The sequence below is a fragment of the Halomonas kalidii genome, assembly GCF_030010475.1.
In the GTDB taxonomy this organism is placed as follows: Bacteria; Pseudomonadota; Gammaproteobacteria; order Pseudomonadales; family Halomonadaceae; genus Halomonas; species Halomonas heilongjiangensis.
Genome location: NZ_JASCQN010000054.1, coordinates 32,830 through 50,332 on the forward strand (window position 1 = coordinate 32,830; position 17,503 = coordinate 50,332).

Sequence of the window (17,503 nt, forward strand, 5' to 3'; positions counted from 1 at the left end):
GGTTTCTCGATCAGTAGATATCGTGCTGGGTGTTGAGGACATTGAACTTGCCGGTCGGGGTGACCAGCCGCTCGTCCTTGATCACGTGCTTCAGCTCGCGGGTCGTGTCATCCACGACCACCAGCGCGGAGGTCTCGTCCATGGTGTTCCAGACGGAGAACCACACCTCGTCGCCGGCCTTGTTGTACTCGGGCTGCACCACGCGCTTCGGCCCCTCGCCCACGTCGGCCCACTCGGCGATGGGGAGCACCTCGAAGCCGGCCTCCAGGTCGTTGATGTCGAAGACCGCCACGCTCTGGCTGGGCCCCTCGCCCGGGTTGAGCGCGGTGTCGACGTAGAGGTTGTCGGACTCCGGGTGGGTCTTGATGAACAGCGAGCCGCCGCCCTGACCCTCCAGGGTCCGCACCACCGTCCAGGCGCTGTCCGGATGCCCGTCCGGATCGGTGCCGATCAACTGGATGGTGGCATCGCCCAGGTGGCTGGTGGCCCACACCGGGCCGAACTCGGGGTCGACGAAGTTGGCGCCACGCCCCGGGTGCGGGATCTTGCCCACGTCGACGATGGCCTCGAGCTCGCGCTCCTGGGCGTCGATCACCACGATCTGGTTGGATTCATTGGCCGCGGTCATGAAGTAGCGGCCCGAGGCGTCCCAGCCGCCGTCATGCAGGAAGCGGGAGGTGTCGATCTCCACGGTGCTGACGGCCTCCAGGTTCTCGTAGTTCACCAGGCGGACCTTGCCGGTCTCCTTGATGTTGACGATGAACTCCGGATGCTGGTGGGAAGCCACGATGGCCGCCACCCGGGGCTCGGGGTGGTACTCCTGGGTGCCCACGGTCATGCCCCGGGTGCCCATGATCTTCAGCGGCTCCAGGGTCTCGCCATCCATCATCACGTACTGGGGCGGCCAGTAGGTGCCGGCGATGGCGATCCTGTCCTCGTAGCCATCGTACTTGGAGGTCTCCACGGAGCGCGCCTCCAGGCCGACCTTGATGGTGGCGACGATCGCGGGCTCCTCCATCCACAGGTCGATCATGTCCACCTTGGCGTCGCGGCCGATGACGAAGAGATAGCGCCCCGAAGCGGACAGCCGCGAGATGTGTACCGCGTAGCCGGTGTCGAGGACCTGGACGATCTCCTTGCTGCCGCCGTCGATCAGCGCGATCTGACCGGCGTCACGCAGGGTGACCGAGAAGAGGTTCTCCAGGTCGAGGGCGTTCATCTGCTCGGTGGGTCGCTCCTCGGGCGGTACGATCACCTCCCAGGACGCCTGCATCTCGGCCAGGCCATACTCGGGCGGCACCGGCGGCTCGTGCATGACGTACTTGGCCATCAGCTCGACCTCGTCGTCGGAGAGATCGCCCGAGGTACCCCAGTTGGGCATGCCGGCCGCGGAGCCGTAGTTGATGAAGGCCTTGAGGTATTCCAGGCCCCGCTCCTGGGTGATATCGGTGGTCAGCGGCTTGCCCGTGGCCCCCTTGCGCAGCACGCCATGGCAACCCGCACAGCGCTGGAAATAGATCTCCTTGGCCGACTCGAACTCCTCGTCGGTCAGGTCGGGCGCGCCCGGGGTCCGCACTGTCCTGGCAGACGCCCCCTCCACGGCCGATTCGGCCCCCTGATAGGCGGCCTTGGACTCCTGGCCGGGGTCATCCTCGTAGGCGTACGCCAGTCCCATGCCCAGGGAAGCAGCCGTGATGGCCACCGCCAGCGGCTTGAGATACCCGTCTTTCTTCATCATCGTTCCACCTCTGTCGTGATCCACGAAAGCAGCATCGCCAGGCGGTGAGATTCTTGTTGTGCGGGGTGACCGGGGGTCCGGTGCTGCACTCCCGGAGCAAGACTGGGCCAGTAAAAATCATTTTTCATGCATCTTTTGCATCTCCCGCCCCGCTTTCGCACTCCACCTTGACGTGCATCAACGCGAGCTCGACCTACCTCCAAAGACAAGTTGCCAGACGCCGGAAAGCTTGATCCTCTCGACCCGTCGCACGCTCCATTGACGCCGGTCAAGGCGGGCCGGAGCCGCGGGCCCGACACTGGGCACCGACGACACCGGTCGCTGCCGATCCGAGGAACCCCCCATGCTCCGCCGCCATCGTCTCGCGCTGCTCTGTGCCCTCTGGCCGCTCGCCGTCCCGGCCGCCGCGACGGAACACGCTGCCATCGCCCCGGCCCGGGAGGCGGAACTGGAGACCCTGCTCTATCAGGACTGCGGCTCCTGCCACGGCATGACGCTGCGCGGCGGCCTGGGGCCGGCACTGCCCCGCGATCGCATGCAGGCGCTCGGTGCGGATGCGCTCAGCCATGTCATCCTGCACGGCATCCCCGGCAGCGCCATGCCCGGCTGGAAGGCGCTGATCAGCGAGGCGGACGCCCGCTGGCTGGCCGACCACCTGCAGACCGACAATCGGCTGGAAACGCTGGAAAAAGACTGATCTCTCGGCACAGGAGACCCGCCATGCCCCTTTCGCCTCCGCTCAAGACACTGCTCGCCGGCGTTGCCCTGGCCCTGCTGGTCGCCGGCCAGAGCCTTGCCGAACCGGCCGCGGGGGGGATCGAGTTGCGGGGCACCGGGGACCTCGGCGTGGTGATCGAGCGCGCCACCGGCAGCGTGGCGCTGGTCGACACCACCCGCAAGGCGGTGCTGCGCCACGTCGAGGGCTTCGGCGATCTGTCCCACGCCTCGGTGAAGTTCTCCCGCGACGCCCGTCACGCCTTCGTCTTCGGCCGCGACGGTGGCTTGACCCGGCTCGACCTGCTCACCGGCGAGGTCGACGGGCGCATCGTCCAGTCGGGCAACAGCATCGGCGGCGCCATCTCCCAGGACGGCCGCTTCGTCGCCGTGGCCAACTACGAGCCGGGCGGGGTGAAGATCTTCGATACCGCGACCCTGGAACTGGTCATCGACGTGCCGGCCACCTACCAGAAGCCCGACGGCACCAGCGACCGGGCCAAGGTGGTGGGGCTGGTGGATGCGCCGGGTAACCGCTTCGTGTTCAGCCTGTTCGAGGCCGGCGAGATCTGGGTGCTGGACCCGTCCGGCGACGAGCCGGTGCTGGAGAAGCACCGCGACGTGGGTAGCCTGCCCTATGACGCCCTGATCACGCCCAACGGCCGCTACTACATCGCCGGCCTGTTCGGCGAGGACGGCATGGCCCTGCTCGACCTCTGGCACCCGGAGGCGGGGGCGCAGCGCATCCTGCCGGACTACGGCCGCGGCGAGGAGCGCCTGCCGGTCTACAAGATGCCGCATCTGGAGGGCTGGGCCATGGCCGGCGACCGGGCCTACTTCCCGGCGGTGGGCCGCCACGAGGTGCTGGTGGCCGACACCCGTGGCTGGACACTGAGTGATCGCATCGAGGTCCAGGGCCAGCCGATCTTCGTGATGAGCCGCCCCGACGAGCAGCAGGTGTGGGTCACCTTCGCCCATCCGCACAACGACGTGGTCCAGGTGATCGACACCCGCCGCCACGAGGTGATCGAGACCCTCTCGCCGGGCGAGTCGATCCTGCACACGGAGTTCACGCCCCGCGGTGAGCACATCTGGATCTCGTCCCGGGACAGCGGTCACGTCAAGGTCTACGACACCCGCACCTTCGAGACGCTGGCGACCCTGCCGGCCGCGTCACCCAGCGGCATCTTCTTCACCCACCGGGCCCACCGCATCGGCCTGTAGCCTGCCGCGATGCGCCGGTTGGATATCAGCGGCGCGTCGAGGCGCAGGATCACGTCGAGGGGTGCGGGCAGCAGGCGGCGCTCTGGTTGTCCACAACGCCCGCGGCGCGCGGCTTGACAGAGGATGAAGCGGAGCCTAATGGTTAAGTCATAATATCACAGCGTGATATGTCCCGTGCCGCATCCCCGACGTCAAGAGGACGCCGCCATGAATCCCGTTACCGTGATCAAGCTTCCGTTCACCCGCCGGGCGGGCTGGAAGGCACTGCAGCAGCGGAAGCCCTCCATCCCGGTGCTGGCCTGGTGCCTGGTACTGCCCATGTCGCTGCTGCCTCCGTTGCTGCTCTACTACGCCGGCACCCACTACGGCGACGACTTCGTCCTGGGCTTCGCCGATCGCGAGTGGCGCTTCATCACCACCATCCTGTTCCTGGCCGAGCTGCTCACCTTCTTCGTGATGGGCTGGCTGATCCATACCGTGGTCAACGGCACCCGCGAGCTCTCGATCGACTACCCTGACGCCTACCTGCTGGCGGCCCTGGCGCCGCTGCCGCTGTGGTCCTCCGCGCTCGTGCTGCTGATCCCCAGCCTGCTGCTCAACGCCCTGGCCGTGCTGGTGGCGCTAGGCATCTCCTGCAGCCTGGTCTACCACGGCCTGCAGGCGCTATGTGAGCGCAGCGACAACGACGTGACCACCATGTACGCCACCTACACCATCATGGCCGCTGGCGTACTCGCCTGGGGGCTCTTGATGGCCATCATCTGGGCCTACTGAAGCACCTGCGACATCTTGTATCGGGAGACGGGGTTGGCATGCCGAATCATAAGATGTATCTTTCATGCATCTTAATGAGGTCCCCCCTAGATAGACGACGGAACCAACCCGATGCTGACGGCTGAACAGGAACACTTGATTGATACCACTGCCCCGGTCGTGGCCGACCACCTCGACGCCATCACCCGGCGCTTCTACCCGTTGATGTTCGACCGCTACCCCGAGGTCAAGCCGCTGTTCAACGACGCCCACCAGCAGAGCGGTGGTCAGCCCCGCGCCCTGGCCGGTGCGGTGCTGGCCTATGTGCAACTGCGCGCGGACCCGCAGAAGGCTCGCGATACCCTGGCCACGGTGGTCAGCAAGCACGTCTCCCTGGACATCCGGCCCGAGCAGTATCCCATCGTCGGCGAGTGCCTGATGGCCGCCATCGGCGAGGTGCTGGGCGAGGCGGTGACCCCGGAGATCGCCGCGGCCTGGAGCGCACTCTACGAGGAGCTCGCCGGCCTGCTGATCGAGCTGGAGGACCATCGTTACCTGGAATTCGCGCAGCGTCCGGGCGGCTGGCGCGGCACGCGGCGCTTCCGTATCGCCGCGACCCGGCAGGAGAGCACGGTGATCCGTTCCTTCGTGCTGGTGCCCGAGGATGGTGGTGCCGTCGCCGACCATCAGCCCGGCCAGTACATCGGCGTGCGTCTGGTCATCGACGGCGAGCCCGTCTACCGCCACTACAGCCTCTCCGACGTGCCCAACGGCACCACCTATCGCCTCTCCATCAAGCGCGAGCCGGACGGCCGGGCGAGCCGCCACTTCCACAACGTCCTGCGGGTGGGCGATAGCGTCGAGTTGCTGCCGCCCGCCGGTGACCTGACCCTGGCGGAAGGTGACGAACCGCTGCTGCTGGCCAGCGGCGGCGTTGGCCAGACCCCCATGCTGCCCCTGGCGCGCCACGCCCTTTCCCGGGGGCGCCGGGTGGTCTACCTGCACGCCGCCCTGGACGCCGAGCACCACGCCTTCGCCGACGAGGTCGCGGCCCTGGCCGCCGAACATCCGGAGCGGCTCCAGGCGGTGACGGTGCACGAGCGCGGTGACGATGCCGACCACAGCGGCCGGGTCGACCGCGAGCTGCTGGGCCGTGTCCTGCCCGAGGGGGCGCGCTGCTACTTCGTCGGCCCCCAGGGCTTCATGAGTGCCGTGGACCTTGCCCTGGCCGACCTCGGCGTGCCTGCCGAGCGCCGCCACTACGAGCACTTCGGCCCCTCACGCCCCCTCGACGCGGCCTGATCGACTCCCGACGACATAGGCACGGGGCCCGGACGCCATGCGCCCGGGCCCCGTGCCTCACGGTACCGGGTGAGCGCCCGGCTCACTGGAAGCCGACTACCTCGCCGGCCCGATCGAAAGCCAGGAACTGTCCGATGCTGCCCGTCTTCAGCGACTCCACCATGCGCTGCAGGTGCTGCTCGGCGAGCGCCGACCCGCCCTGGTCGGCCATGGCCGCCACGAAGACGATATCCCACTCGACGCCGGTCGCTTCCGACTCCGCCACCAGCGCCGCCATGTCGCTGAGCTCGTCGGGGGTCTTGTCGACGCAGAGCATCGGCGTCAGCACCCCGCCCTCGCCCTGCTCGAAGCGGCGACGCTGCTCCGCGCTGGGGTGATCCGGCAGTTCGGCGCGGGTACAGACGAACAGCAGGCGCTGCGGTTCGGGCTGACGCCGCGCCTCCTCGAGCAGGTCGGCAAAGCGGGAAATGGCCACGGGGCCTCCTTCTACATGATGGCGATGGTAGAACCGCAGCGTAACGGGCCGCCCCCTTCACGGGAAGGGGAAAGCCGGCAGGCGCCGGCGGTCAGCGCTGCGGCGGTCGCGTCCATCCCCGGTCGTCGAGCAGCACGTAGAGCGCCGGAATCACCAGCAGCACCAGCACGGTCGAACTGAGCAGGCCGAACACCACCGAGATCACCAGCGGCTTGATGGCGACCGCCTGGGTGCTGGTCTCCGCCAGCAGCGGCAGCAGGCCAACGATGGTGGTGGTCGACGAGATCAGGATGGCACGCAGCCGGTCGCGGCTGGCCCGGCCGGCGGCGGCCACCGCCGAGAGCCCCGCCTCGCGGTGCCCCTTGATGAAGTGGATCAGCAGGATGGCGTTGTTGACCACGATGCCGGCCAGCGACACGGCGCCGACCAGCGAGGGCATCGACAGGTAGTAGCCCATGGCCACGTGGCCCCAGATGGCGCCGAGGAAGGCCAGCGGAATCGCGACCATCACGATCAGCGGCTCGACGTAGCTGCGGAACTGGAAGGAGAGCACCACGAAGATGCCGACCAGTCCGATCAGCAGGCCGCGACGGATGGAAGCGCCGGTCTCCGCGGCGCGGGCCACCTGTCCCTCGAAGCTCACCTCGACGGCGGGGTGGCGATCGCGGAAGTGCGCCAGCCAGCCGCCCCGCAGGTCGTCGACGATGGCCTGCCCGCTGGCGAGGCGTGCATCCACATTGGCCTCCACGGTCACCGTGCGCCGCCCGTCGATGCGGGTGATGCGCGCCCAATCGCGCCGCTCGGCCAGGGTCGCCACCACCTCCAGGGGCACGCGGCGGCCGTCGGGCAGGGCAATGGTCTGGTCGAGCAGGTCGTCGAGGCTGTCGCGGTCGCCACCGGCCTGGCGCACCAGGATCTCGACGTCCCGGTCGCCGATGCGCTGGGTGTCGGCGATCTCGCCGAGCAGCGCCGCGCGCAGCTGGGAGGCGGCCTCCTCGGCGGTCAACCCCAGGCCATGCGCCCCCTCGGCCAGGGCGAAGGCGCGCTGCGGCTTGCCGGGACGCAGGTCGTCGATGATGTTGTAGACCGCGGCGTAGCCCTCCAGGTGCGCGGCCAGCTCCCGCGCCGCGGCCTTGAGGGCGTCCAGGTCCTCGCCCTGCAGGCGCACCTCCACCGGCACGCCGGCGGGCCCGATGCCCGGCTCCTGGATGATCAGGCTCTGCACGCCGGTGATCAAGCCGAGCTCCTCGCGCCACGCCTCGGTCAGCTCGCCCAGGGTGATCCGACGGCGTTCGGCGGTGAGCAGGTCGACCATCACCGTGGCCACGTGGGCCCCCGATTCCCGGGCACTGGGGTTGTGATTGAAGCGCACCTGGATCGCCTCGACCAGGGACGCGCCGCCTGGCTGGTCGGGGGTGAAGCGCGCGTCGAGGCGCCGCATCGCCGCCTCGACCCGTTCGGCCACCGCCTCGGTGCGGTGGAGCGGCGTGCCCTGGGGCATCAGGATTCGCGCCTCGAGCACGTCGCCGTCGATGTCGGGCATCGCCTCGCTGCCGATATGGCCGCCGGCCAGGAAGCCCACCGAGCCCAGCAGCACCGCCAGAACGCCACCCAATACCGCATGGCGAAAGCGAATCGCGGCGTCGGCGGCACGCCCGACCCGCTCGCGGAACCCCGCGAAGCCGCGCTCGAAGGCCGCCCGCAGGCGCGAGCCGCGCCCCTCTTGCAGCCTTTCCACGCTGCCCTTGAGATGGTGGGGCAGGATCCAGAAGGCCTCGACCAGGCTGGCCACCAGCGCGGCGATCAGCACCACCGGCAGCACCTCGAGCACCGCCCCCAGTTCGCCGGCGAGGAAGGCGAGCGGGGCGAACACCGCCACCGTGGTGAGAAACGACGACAGCACCCCGGGCAGCACCTGGCGGGTCCCCGCCACCACTGCCTCGAGCGGCGGGGCGCTCTCCCGGGCATGGGCGGCGACGCTGTCGGTGATGACGATGGCATCGTCCATGACGATGCCGATGGCCATCAGCAGCGCCACCAGGGTGATCATGTTGAGCGACAGGCCGCTCAGCGCCATCACCAGGAAGGCCCCCATGAAGGCGACCGGCAGCCCCAACACCGCCCACAGCGCCAGCCGCGGCCGGAAGAACAGGCTCATCACCAGCACCACCAGCGCCAGCCCCAGCAGGCCGTTGCCCACCAGCATTCGCAGCCGGTCGCGCACGATGCCGGTCATGTCCTGGGTCACGCTCAGCGCGACCCGCCCGTCCAGCCGTCGGCGCTCCGCCTCGAGCAGCGCCTCGAGGGCGGCCTTCACGTCCAGGGCATCGTCGCGCAGCGACTTGTTCACCTCGAGCACCAGGGCGGGCTCGCCGTCGAAACGGATCTGCTCCTCGGGACGCTCGCCGACCTCCCGGAGCGTGGCGATCTCGCCCAGGGTCAGCTCGCCGCCCGCCGCGTCGGAGACCACCACCAGGCGCTCCAGCTCGTGCAGCGAGCGGCGCTGGTCGGTGAAGCGCAGCAGGATGTCGCGGTCGCGGGTCTCCAGGGTGCCCAGCGGCATGTCGAGGCTCTGGCGCCGGACCCTGGCGCCCAGCTCCCGGGCCGAGAGGCCGTACTGGCCGAGCACCTCGCGCGGCACCTCGACCTGCCACTGGCGCTGCGACATGCCCTGGACGGTGACGTCCGCCACCCCGGGCAGGCGCATCAGCCGTTCCTCGAGGACCAGGGCATAGTCCTCGAGCTGGTTGCGGAGCATGTCACCACTCACCGCCACCGCCGCCACCGGGTCGCTGCGATGCAACTCACGCACCACGGGGCGTTCGGCGCGGGCCGGCAGGTCGGTGATGGCGCCGACCTCGGTGTCCAGGTCGTTGAGGAAGCGGATCGCATCGCCGCCGGCCTCCATGGTCGCCGTGGCACTGGCCAGGTTGTCCTGGGCCACGCAGGCGAACTCGTCGAGAGATTCCACGCCCTTGACCGCATCGAAGAGCCGCCGGCAGACGGCGTCCTCGACGTCGGCGGCGCTGGCGCCGCGGTAGACCACCTCGATGCGCGCCTCGACGGGCCGATAGTCGGGAAAGGTCTCGCGCTTGAGGCCGGGCGCGGCGAACAGCCCGGCGGCGACCAGCAGGAGCAGCAGCAGGTTGGCCGCGGTGGGATGCCCGGCGAACCAGCGGATCACGGCCGCTCTCCCGCCGCCAGCACCCGCAGCCGCCGCTCCTGGGCCTCGTCGCGCCGGGGGACCAGCGCCATGCCGTTGATCGCCGGCTGCAGGTCGTCGACGATCACCCGCTCCCCGGGGGCGAGCCCGGCGGCGATCACCGCCAGGTCGTGCTGTTCGAAGGCGACCTCGACCGGGCGGCGCTCGAGCCGGTCGTCCTCGTCGGCCAGGTAGAGCTCGCCCTGGTGCACCGCCGCGGCCGGCACCACCAGCCGGGGCACCGTGTCGGCGGCGGACAGCGTCACCCGGGTGTACATGTCGCGCAGCAGTGGTGGCCGGTCCGGCGGCCGCGCCTCGCGATAGGGGTGGTCGACCCGCACCACCACCCGGACGGTGCGGGTGGCCGGGTCGAGGCCGCTGGCCACCCGCACCACGCGCCCCACCCAGCCCACGTCCGCGGCCCCGACCAGGGCCACCTCGGCTCGGATCCCGGAGAGGTCGAGCCGCTCGGCACGGTCCAGGACGTCCTCGGGCAGCTCCGCAGGAACCACGCCGCCCAGCAGCCGCCGCATCATGGCGAAGGGCACATGGGCCTCGACCTCGGCGGCCGCCAGGCTGTCGGCCTCGAACAGTCGCTGGCCAACCCCCACGAACTGGTGCATTTCCACCTCCACCTCGCCCAGGCGCAGGTCATAGGGCGCCGTGAAGCGGGTGTCCTCGAGGTCGCGGCGGGCCTGGGCGAGCCCCGTGCCGGCCCGTTCGATCCGGGCCTCGAGGACCTGGTGACGGGCGGGCAGCAGCGCCAGGGCGTTCTCCAGCGAGGCCACCGCCTGGCGCTGACTCAGCGTGCTGCGGCGCTGCTCGTCGAGCCGGGAGCGCGACACGGCATCGCCGGCCGCCAGCCGCTCGATGCGTGCCAGCTCGGCCTCGGCCTCGGCGATGGCCAGCGCGTAGCGGGAGGGATCCAGTGCCAGCAGCAGGGTCCCCTCGCGCAGCAGGGCGCCGCCCTCCAGGTCCGGGTGACGCTCGACCACCCGGCCGGCCACGTTGGCCACCGCCTGCCAGGTCTCGGTGGGGCGCGCCGCCCCGTGGCCGCGGGCCTCGAGGCGCAACGCCAGCGGCCGGGCCTCGATCACCGTCACGCTCGGCGGCGGTGGCGCCGCCTCGCCGTGGAGCGGTGCCTGGCGGGTGGCGACGAACAGCACGGCCAGGCCGATGCCCAGTGCCAGACCGGCCAGGATCGTGGCCGCCCGCCCCAGGCGCCTCGCCGGGGGTGTCATGAGCGCGCCTCCCCGTCGGCGGCGATGCCGTGACGGTAGATCGCGAAGACGCCCGGCGCCTGATCGAGGAGTCGCGTCACCTCGCCGGCCATCAGCGCCTGGATCACCAGGCCCTGGATGGTGCCGATGAACTGCATCGTCGCCGCCTCGAGATCGAGCCCCTCCCGCAGCTCGCCCGCCGCCCGGGCCTGCTCGAGCAGGGCGGTGATCCGCTCGCGGTAGCGAAACAGCAGCGAGCGCACCATGCGCCGCGCCGGCGTCGGCCGGGCATGCTGCAGCTGACCGAGCAGCAGGCGCGGCACCCCGGGGTGCTCGACGATGAAGGCGACATGGGCCATGAACATCGCCTCGAGCGCCGCGAGGGGGGCATCGGCGCCGGCCGCCGCGGCGTCCACGCGCTGCATCACCCGCTGGCCGACCCAGTCCACCACGGCCTCCCAGATGGCGTCCTTGCTGGGGAAGTGGCGGAACAGCGCCCCCTGGGTGACGCCCATCTGCCTGGCGATCGCGCCGGTGGTCAGCGTCGCCGGCTCGTCGCGGGCACACAGCTCGATGACCGTCTCCACGGTGCGCTCGCGGCGCGCCTCGGCGGTGAGGTGACGTTTCGCTGTCATGGTCGTCTCGCCAAAAGATAGTAATTGATTACTATCTTATGCCACGACACTCTCCCGCGCCAGTGGCCATGACCCGACGGGGTCGACCAGAAACGCCAGCGCCAACCTCATCCGCTCGACCGGCTGTGGATTGGCCAGGCCCGGGGACGGGTCGAACAGTCGATCATGGACGTCGTGCAGCCATTCGAGCAGATCCTTCACCTGTCGAAAGGCCCTCTCGCACCTCCTGGGCTGGGTATCGCATCTGCGGTCAGCTGCCGCGCGCCAGCAGCATCGCCTTGATCTGGCCGATGGCATGCATGGGGTTGAGCCCCTTGGGGCAGACCCAGGTGCAGTTGGCGATCTGGCGGCAGCGGAACACGCTGAACGGGTCGTCGAGCTCAGCCAGGCGCTCGTCGGTGGCGGTATCGCGGCTGTCGATCAGGAAGCGGTAGGCCTGGATCAGACCGGCCGGGCCGATGTACTTGTCCGGGTTCCACCACCAGGAGGGACAGGCCGAGCTGCAACAGGCGCAGAGGATGCACTCGTAGAGGCCATCGAGTTTCTCGCGATCCGCCGGGCTCTGCAGACGCTCGATGGCCGTGGGCGAGTCGTCGTTGATCAGCCAGGGCCGAATCTTCTCGAACTGCCGGAAGAACAGCGACTGGTCCACCACCAGGTCGCGAATCACCGGCATGCCGGGCAGCGGACGCAGGGTCAGGGTGTTGGAATCGCCCAACACCGCCTCCACCGGGGTGATGCAGGCCAGGCCGTTCTTGCCGTTGATGTTCATGCCATCGGAGCCGCACACCCCTTCCCGGCAGGAGCGCCGATAGGCCAGGGTGGGATCTTGCTGCTTGAGGTGCTCGAGGACGTCGAGCACCATGGCCTTGCGAAAACGCTCCTCGACTTCCAGGCTTGCCATTCTCGGCAGGTCGTCCTGCTCGGGATGATAGCGATAGAGATGCACCTTGATCATGGGCTGGTCTCCGGCTGACATCAGGCGAATCCCTCCTGGGGCGTTTACGTCAGGAGGCTGGGCAGCCAGCCCCCCGGGTTGCCGCGTGATCATCGGCCTGAACCGACCCGGCAGCCCCCATGATCAGACACCCTGCCATCAGGCGTACGATCGGCTTGAGGAAAATCGCGGCGATGGCGACCACCCGCTACCGTGAACCGCCAGAGCCAGCGCACGAGCGCTAAGATGCGTGTATTTTACGTCTTACAGGATAGCCGTCAGGGCAGGAGGATCAACTCGACCTTCAGCGTGTCCCGCCCCCGGCCTTGAGCCCCAGCCGCCTGGCGAGCTTGTGCAGGTTGCTGGGATCCACCTCCAGCCGCCGGGCGGCCGCCGCCCAGCGCCCGTCGCAGGCGACCAGTGCCTCGCGGATCGCCTGGCGCTGGGCCTGTTCCACTCGCTCACGCAGCGTCGGTGGCGCAATCTCGTCCGCCCCCTCCGGTAGCTCCGATGCACCACCGGGCACCGCGGCGCGGACGGGAATATCGAGTCGGGCGGGCTCCAGGGTGATGATCTCGTCGCGCCGCGCGCCCTGGCTCAACGCCTTGATCGCCGCCCGGCTGATCACGTGCTCGAGCTCGCGCACGTTGCCCGGCCAGGCGTAGGCGAGCAGCGCCGCCTCGGCATCCGGCGAGAGTCGCAGGCTACGCACCCCGAGCCGGGCACGGTTGATCTCCAGGAAATGGCCGGCCAGCACCAGCACGTCGCCCCCCCGCTCACGCAGCGGCGGGATCGCCACCGGGTAGGCCGACAGCCGGTGGTAGAGGTCGGCGCGGAAGTGGCCGTCGCGCACGGCGTCGGCCAGGTGACGATTGGTGGCGGCGATGATCCGCACGTCGACCCGGCGCGGGGTGTCCTCGCCCAGGCGCTGCACCTCGCCTTCCTGCAGGGCGCGCAGCAGCTTGGCCTGGACGGGCAGCGGCAGCTCGCCTACCTCATCGAGGAACAGGGTGCCGCCGTCGGCCGCCTCGAAGCGGCCGGCACGCTCGGCGGTGGCGCCGGAGAAGGCCCCCTTCACGTGGCCGAACAGCTCACTCTCGGCCAGGGACTCGGGCAGCGCGGCACAGTTGACCTGCACCAGCGGCGCGGCACGTCGGGAAGAGCGCCGGTGCAAGCGACGCGCGAAGAGCTCCTTGCCCACCCCGGTCTCCCCGCTGAGCAGTACCGGCAGGTCGGAGGCCGCCACCACGTCCAGCTCGCGCAGCAGCCGCTGGAGCACCGCACTGTGGCCGAGGATGTCGCGCACCTCGGGCACCTCGAGAGGCACGCTACCATCCTGCTGCGCCATGCGCAGGGCGCGCAGGTCCCGCTCCAGGCGACTGACCCGTACCGCCGCCTCGACCAGCAACGCATAGCGCTCCAGAGCCGTGCGATCGGCGTCATCGAAGGTGCCCGCCTCCAGCGCATCCAGGGTCAATACGCCCCAGGGTTCGGCCTCCACGTGCAGGCTGATGCCCATGCAGTCGTGGACGTGCAGCGGCTGGCCGGGCTGCTGCTCCACCAGGCCGTCGTAGGGGTCCGGCAGGCTGGCATCCGGCGGGAAAAGCGTGGAACGACGGCTGGCGAGGATGGTGGCCAGGCGGGGGTGATGGGCCACCTCGAAACGCCGTCCCAGCGCCTCGCGAACCAGCCCATCCACGGCCACCGGCACCAGCGCATTCTCCTCCAGGCGCAGCAGGCAGACGGCGCCGCAGCGAAAACCCTCGCGCAGGGTGCACGTCAGCCGCTGCAGGCGCACGGCGCTGGGCAGGTCGGCGACCAGGTCCGCCAGCAGAGTCTCATCGAGCATGGTGATTTTTACCTTTCAGGGTTCTATTTACCCGAGTTTAGCCGGGTAATTTTCACCCTCAAGCCGGTAATACTGCAAGAGACGGGCGCTCACATCCTGGCACGCACCTTGCTTATCAAGAATGCCGTCCAACTTCATCGAGGAATCCACACCATGAGCCTGCTGGAACAGAGCGTCGGTCGTACCGCCTTGACCCTGCCGGGTGCCACCCGTGTCTTCCATGACCACAACATCGACTTCTGCTGCGGCGGCCGTATCAGCCTGCGCGAGGCGGCCGAGCGCGCGGGGCTGGCCCCCGACGCCCTGGTCGCCGAGCTCGAGGCACTGCCGGCCGGTGCCAGCGACGAGCTCGACTGGCAGTCGGCCAGCAACGACGTGCTGATCGACCATCTCCTGACTCGCTACCACGACGTCCACCGCCAGCAGCTACCCGAGCTGGTGCGCATGGCACGCCGCGTCGAGCAGGTCCACGGCGAGCGCGACACCTGCCCCAACGGGCTGGCCGACCTGCTCACCACGATCCACCAGGAGATGGAGAGCCACATGCAGAAGGAGGAGCAGATCCTCTTCCCGATGCTGCGCCGGGGCATGGGCGCCCAGGCCCAGGGACCCATCGCGGTGATGCGCCACGAGCACGACGACCACGGCGAGCATCTCGCGCAGCTGTTGGCGCTGACCGACGACATCACCCCGCCGAAGGGCGCCTGCACCACCTGGCGCACCCTCTACACCGGGCTGCACGAGTTCCGCAACGACCTGATGCAGCACATCCACCTGGAAAACAACCTGCTCTTCGAACGCGCCGGCTGAGCCGGTCGCACACGCGACGGTGCGTCGCCGCGACCAACGGTGACGCACCGGGGAGGCCACCATGAAAGCCATCGTTCTGGAACGCCTGCACGCCGACCACTACCGCTACGAGGCGCTACTCTGCATCCTCGACCGACAGCTGCATATCGCGGCCTGCGAGGAGATCCCCGACTACCGACTGCTGGCGCGGCTTTGCCACTACCTGACCCGGCAACCCGAGGAGTGGCATCACCGGGTGGAGGATGCCCTCTTCGAGCACCTCGCCGCGCGCCACCCCGACAGCCGCGACACCCTCGAGGTGCTGGTCGTGGAACACCGGCGCATCACGACCTATGGCCGCGAGCTCGAGGCGGCATTCCACCGAATGGCGGACGAGACGCCAGGCGCCGAGGCTGACGCCAATCTGCGCAACCTGGCCCTAGCCTTCAGCGAGCTCTACCACCACCACCTGCATACCGAGAACCGGCACATTTTCCCACTCATCGAGCGACAGGTCCCTGCCCGGGCGCTTGACGGCATGACGTCCGGATTCCCGCTGGACAGCCCTGCCGAGGGCAGCCCCAGCTTCCAGCTGCTCTACCGGCAGATTGCCGACAACCGCACCGGGCTGCGCCTGGGGCACGGCGAACAGGCCGACTTCTGTCCGCTGTGCGACGCCAAGCCCGCCTGAGTCGCCCACCACTGATCCGCTCCTGCCCCCCCCCGAAACCTGCCTCCCCATGGGCTCCACCGGCCCATGGGGGGCCAGCGTGCCTCACTTTCGCTGCTGGCCCGAGGCCGGTCATCACGATCTTGCTGATCTGGATCATGTTATCTAGCCAACGGGACGGCTAGTCTGCTATCAGCACAACATATGGTGCCACATTGGAATGAAATCACTATATATAGGGAGAGCAGTGGTGAGTGCACCTACCGCACAGAGTCGTCGTCACGGGACCGTCCGGGTCGCCGCCACGGTCAACGAGTACCTCGAACGCGCCGACTGGCGCGTGCACGCCAACGCCAACCAGGGCTACTCCCTGGGCGGGCTGGTCCTCAACGTCTCGGGCAAGCTGATCGCCAACTACTGGCTCGACGAGGTCTACCCGGCCACCATCGGCACGGCCCACCGCGAGGGCGACCTGCATATCCACGACCTGGACATGCTGTGCGGCTACTGCGCCGGCTGGTCGCTGCGCCAGCTCTTGATCGAGGGCTTCAACGGCGTGCCGGGGCGCGCCGAGAGCGACCCGCCGCGCCACCTCACCAGCGCCCTGGGGCAGATGGTCAACTTCCTCGGCACCCTGCAGAACGAGTGGGCCGGCGCCCAGGCGTTCAGCTCCTTCGATACCTACCTGGCGCCCTATGTGCGCCGCGACGCCCTCGACTACCCGGCGGTGAAGCAGGCGATCCAGGAGTTCGTCTACGACCTCAACGTGCCGTCGCGCTGGGGCAGCCAGACGCCCTTCACCAACCTGACCTTCGACTGGGTGTGTCCGGCGGACCTGCGCGACCAGGTGCCGATCGTCGGCGGCGAGGAGCAGCCGTTCACCTACGGCGAGCTGCAGGCGGAGATGGACCTGCTCAACCGCGCCTACCTGGAGGTGATGGAAGCCGGCGACCGCCAGGGGCGGGTGTTCACCTTCCCGATCCCCACCTACAACATCACCCCCGACTTCGACTGGCAGAGCGCCAACGCCGAGCGGCTGTTCGCCCTGACCGCCAAGTACGGGCTGCCCTACTTCCAGAACTTCCTCAATTCGGACCTGGAGCCGCACATGGTGCGCTCCATGTGCTGCCGGCTGCAGCTCGACCTCTCCGAGCTGCTCAAGCGCGGCAACGGTCTGTTCGGCAGCGCCGAGCAGACCGGCTCGCTGGGCGTGGTGACGCTCAACTGCGCGCGGCTCGGCCATCGCTTCGCCGGCGACCGCGCCGGGCTGATCCGTGAACTCGACCGACTGCTCACGCTGGGCCGCGACAGCCTGGAGCTCAAGCGAAGCCGCATCCAGCAGTGGATGGACGAGGGCCTCTACCCCTTCACCCGGCGCTACCTGGGCACCCTGCGCAACCACTTCTCGACGCTGGGCGTGAACGGGCTCAACGAGATGGTGCGCAACTTCTCGGATGACCGCTACGACATCGCCGATCCGGAGGGACAGCAGCTCGCCCTGGAGGTGCTCGATCACGTGCGCGGGCGGATGCGCGATTTCCAGGAGCAGACCGGGCACCTCTACAACCTGGAGGCCACCCCGGCGGAGGGCACCACCCATCGCTTCGCCCGTGAGGACCGCGCCCGTTACCCCGGCATCCTCCAGGCCGGCATGCCGGAGGCGCCCTACTACACCAACTCCAGCCAGTTGCCGGTGGGCCATACCGACGACCCCTTCGAGGCGCTGATCCACCAGGATCCACTGCAGACCCGCTATACCGGCGGCACCGTGCTGCACCTCTATATGCGCGAGAAGCTCTCGAGTGCGGCGGCCTGCAGGACCCTGGTGCGCACCGCCCTGTCGCGTTTCCGCCTGCCCTACATCACCGTGACGCCGACCTTCTCGATCTGCCCGGTGCACGGCTACCTGGCCGGCGAACACGAGTTCTGCCCGAAGTGCGACGAGGCACTGCTGGCAAGACGCGCCGCGGCCACCCCGGCCTGAGGCGTTTTTTC

Annotated in this window: 14 protein-coding genes; 7 read left to right on the forward strand and 7 right to left on the reverse strand. The window is 69.2% G+C overall.

The window, feature by feature from the left end:
• Positions 1 to 10: 10 nt before the first annotated feature.
• Positions 11 to 1,738 (reverse strand): nitrite reductase, encoded by a 1,728-nt coding sequence (locus QLQ85_RS20675; protein WP_282740726.1) that lies wholly within the window; start codon positions 1,736 to 1,738, stop codon positions 11 to 13.
• A 343-nt stretch (positions 1,739 to 2,081) separates the two neighbouring features.
• On the opposite strand from QLQ85_RS20675, the gene QLQ85_RS20680 reads away from it, so the two are divergent.
• From QLQ85_RS20680 to QLQ85_RS20695, 4 genes are all read left to right on the forward strand, one after another.
• Positions 2,082 to 2,435, forward strand: coding sequence for a c-type cytochrome (locus tag QLQ85_RS20680; protein ID WP_282740727.1), 354 nt, complete (start codon positions 2,082 to 2,084; stop codon positions 2,433 to 2,435).
• Between the two features lie 23 nt (positions 2,436 to 2,458).
• Entirely contained in the window at positions 2,459 to 3,676 is a 1,218-nt protein-coding gene (locus QLQ85_RS20685) for a cytochrome D1 domain-containing protein (protein WP_282740728.1), read from the forward strand.
• Between the two features lie 207 nt (positions 3,677 to 3,883).
• Complete coding sequence (locus tag QLQ85_RS20690) at positions 3,884 to 4,450, forward strand: YIP1 family protein (protein WP_282740729.1); 567 nt, start codon at positions 3,884 to 3,886, stop codon at positions 4,448 to 4,450.
• Between the two features lie 111 nt (positions 4,451 to 4,561).
• Positions 4,562 to 5,731 carry a globin domain-containing protein gene (locus tag QLQ85_RS20695; RefSeq protein WP_282740730.1) on the forward strand — a complete coding sequence of 390 codons (1,170 nt, stop codon included), beginning with the start codon at positions 4,562 to 4,564 and terminating at the stop codon, positions 5,729 to 5,731.
• A gap of 82 nt (positions 5,732 to 5,813) precedes the next feature.
• Here the strand turns inward: QLQ85_RS20695 and QLQ85_RS20700 are convergent, their stop codons facing one another.
• From QLQ85_RS20700 to norR, 6 genes are all read right to left on the reverse strand, one after another.
• Complete coding sequence (locus tag QLQ85_RS20700; protein WP_282740731.1) at positions 5,814 to 6,206, reverse strand: ribonucleotide reductase subunit alpha; 393 nt, start codon at positions 6,204 to 6,206, stop codon at positions 5,814 to 5,816.
• A 91-nt stretch (positions 6,207 to 6,297) separates the two neighbouring features.
• Positions 6,298 to 9,390: an efflux RND transporter permease subunit gene (locus tag QLQ85_RS20705; RefSeq protein ID WP_282740732.1), complete on the reverse strand. Its 3,093-nt coding sequence runs from the start codon at positions 9,388 to 9,390 to the stop codon at positions 6,298 to 6,300.
• Positions 9,387 to 10,649, reverse strand: coding sequence for an efflux RND transporter periplasmic adaptor subunit (locus QLQ85_RS20710; protein WP_282740733.1), 1,263 nt, complete (start codon positions 10,647 to 10,649; stop codon positions 9,387 to 9,389). Before QLQ85_RS20710 ends, QLQ85_RS20705 begins: the two co-directional genes overlap by 4 nt.
• Complete coding sequence (locus QLQ85_RS20715; protein ID WP_282740734.1) at positions 10,646 to 11,263, reverse strand: TetR/AcrR family transcriptional regulator; 618 nt, start codon at positions 11,261 to 11,263, stop codon at positions 10,646 to 10,648. The genes QLQ85_RS20710 and QLQ85_RS20715 overlap by 4 nt, the downstream gene beginning before the upstream one ends.
• A gap of 250 nt (positions 11,264 to 11,513) precedes the next feature.
• Positions 11,514 to 12,218 (reverse strand): succinate dehydrogenase iron-sulfur subunit, encoded by a 705-nt coding sequence (locus QLQ85_RS20720; protein ID WP_282741012.1) that lies wholly within the window; start codon positions 12,216 to 12,218, stop codon positions 11,514 to 11,516.
• A gap of 286 nt (positions 12,219 to 12,504) precedes the next feature.
• Entirely contained in the window at positions 12,505 to 14,049 is a 1,545-nt protein-coding gene (gene norR / locus QLQ85_RS20725; RefSeq protein WP_282740735.1) for a nitric oxide reductase transcriptional regulator NorR, read from the reverse strand.
• A gap of 153 nt (positions 14,050 to 14,202) precedes the next feature.
• Between norR and ytfE the strand changes: the two genes are divergently transcribed.
• The 3 genes from ytfE to QLQ85_RS20740 all read left to right on the forward strand — a co-directional run bounded on the left by ytfE (position 14,203) and on the right by QLQ85_RS20740 (position 17,492).
• Entirely contained in the window at positions 14,203 to 14,859 is a 657-nt protein-coding gene (gene ytfE, locus QLQ85_RS20730) for an iron-sulfur cluster repair protein YtfE (protein ID WP_282740736.1), read from the forward strand.
• Positions 14,860 to 14,920: 61 nt separating this feature from the next.
• On the forward strand, positions 14,921 to 15,529 hold the full coding sequence (locus QLQ85_RS20735; protein WP_282740737.1) for a hemerythrin domain-containing protein: 609 nt from the start codon (positions 14,921 to 14,923) through the stop codon (positions 15,527 to 15,529).
• Positions 15,530 to 15,758: 229 nt separating this feature from the next.
• Positions 15,759 to 17,492: a ribonucleoside triphosphate reductase gene (locus QLQ85_RS20740; RefSeq protein WP_407650428.1), complete on the forward strand. Its 1,734-nt coding sequence runs from the start codon at positions 15,759 to 15,761 to the stop codon at positions 17,490 to 17,492.
• Positions 17,493 to 17,503 lie beyond the last annotated feature (11 nt).

Bases quoted from the DNA above. Each gene is read 5' to 3' on its own strand.
- QLQ85_RS20735 (WP_282740737.1), top strand. From the start codon at position 14,921: ATGAAAGCCATCGTTCTGGAACGCCTGCACGCCGACCACTACCGCTAC.
- norR (WP_282740735.1), bottom strand. From the start codon at position 14,049: ATGCTCGATGAGACTCTGCTGGCGGACCTGGTCGCCGACCTGCCCAGC.
- QLQ85_RS20685 (WP_282740728.1), top strand. From the start codon at position 2,459: ATGCCCCTTTCGCCTCCGCTCAAGACACTGCTCGCCGGCGTTGCCCTG.
- QLQ85_RS20695 (WP_282740730.1), top strand. From the start codon at position 4,562: ATGCTGACGGCTGAACAGGAACACTTGATTGATACCACTGCCCCGGTC.
- QLQ85_RS20690 (WP_282740729.1), top strand. From the start codon at position 3,884: ATGAATCCCGTTACCGTGATCAAGCTTCCGTTCACCCGCCGGGCGGGC.
- ytfE (WP_282740736.1), top strand. From the start codon at position 14,203: ATGAGCCTGCTGGAACAGAGCGTCGGTCGTACCGCCTTGACCCTGCCG.
- QLQ85_RS20715 (WP_282740734.1), bottom strand. From the start codon at position 11,263: ATGACAGCGAAACGTCACCTCACCGCCGAGGCGCGCCGCGAGCGCACC.
- QLQ85_RS20710 (WP_282740733.1), bottom strand. From the start codon at position 10,649: ATGACACCCCCGGCGAGGCGCCTGGGGCGGGCGGCCACGATCCTGGCC.
- QLQ85_RS20680 (WP_282740727.1), top strand. From the start codon at position 2,082: ATGCTCCGCCGCCATCGTCTCGCGCTGCTCTGTGCCCTCTGGCCGCTC.
- QLQ85_RS20675 (WP_282740726.1), bottom strand. From the start codon at position 1,738: ATGATGAAGAAAGACGGGTATCTCAAGCCGCTGGCGGTGGCCATCACG.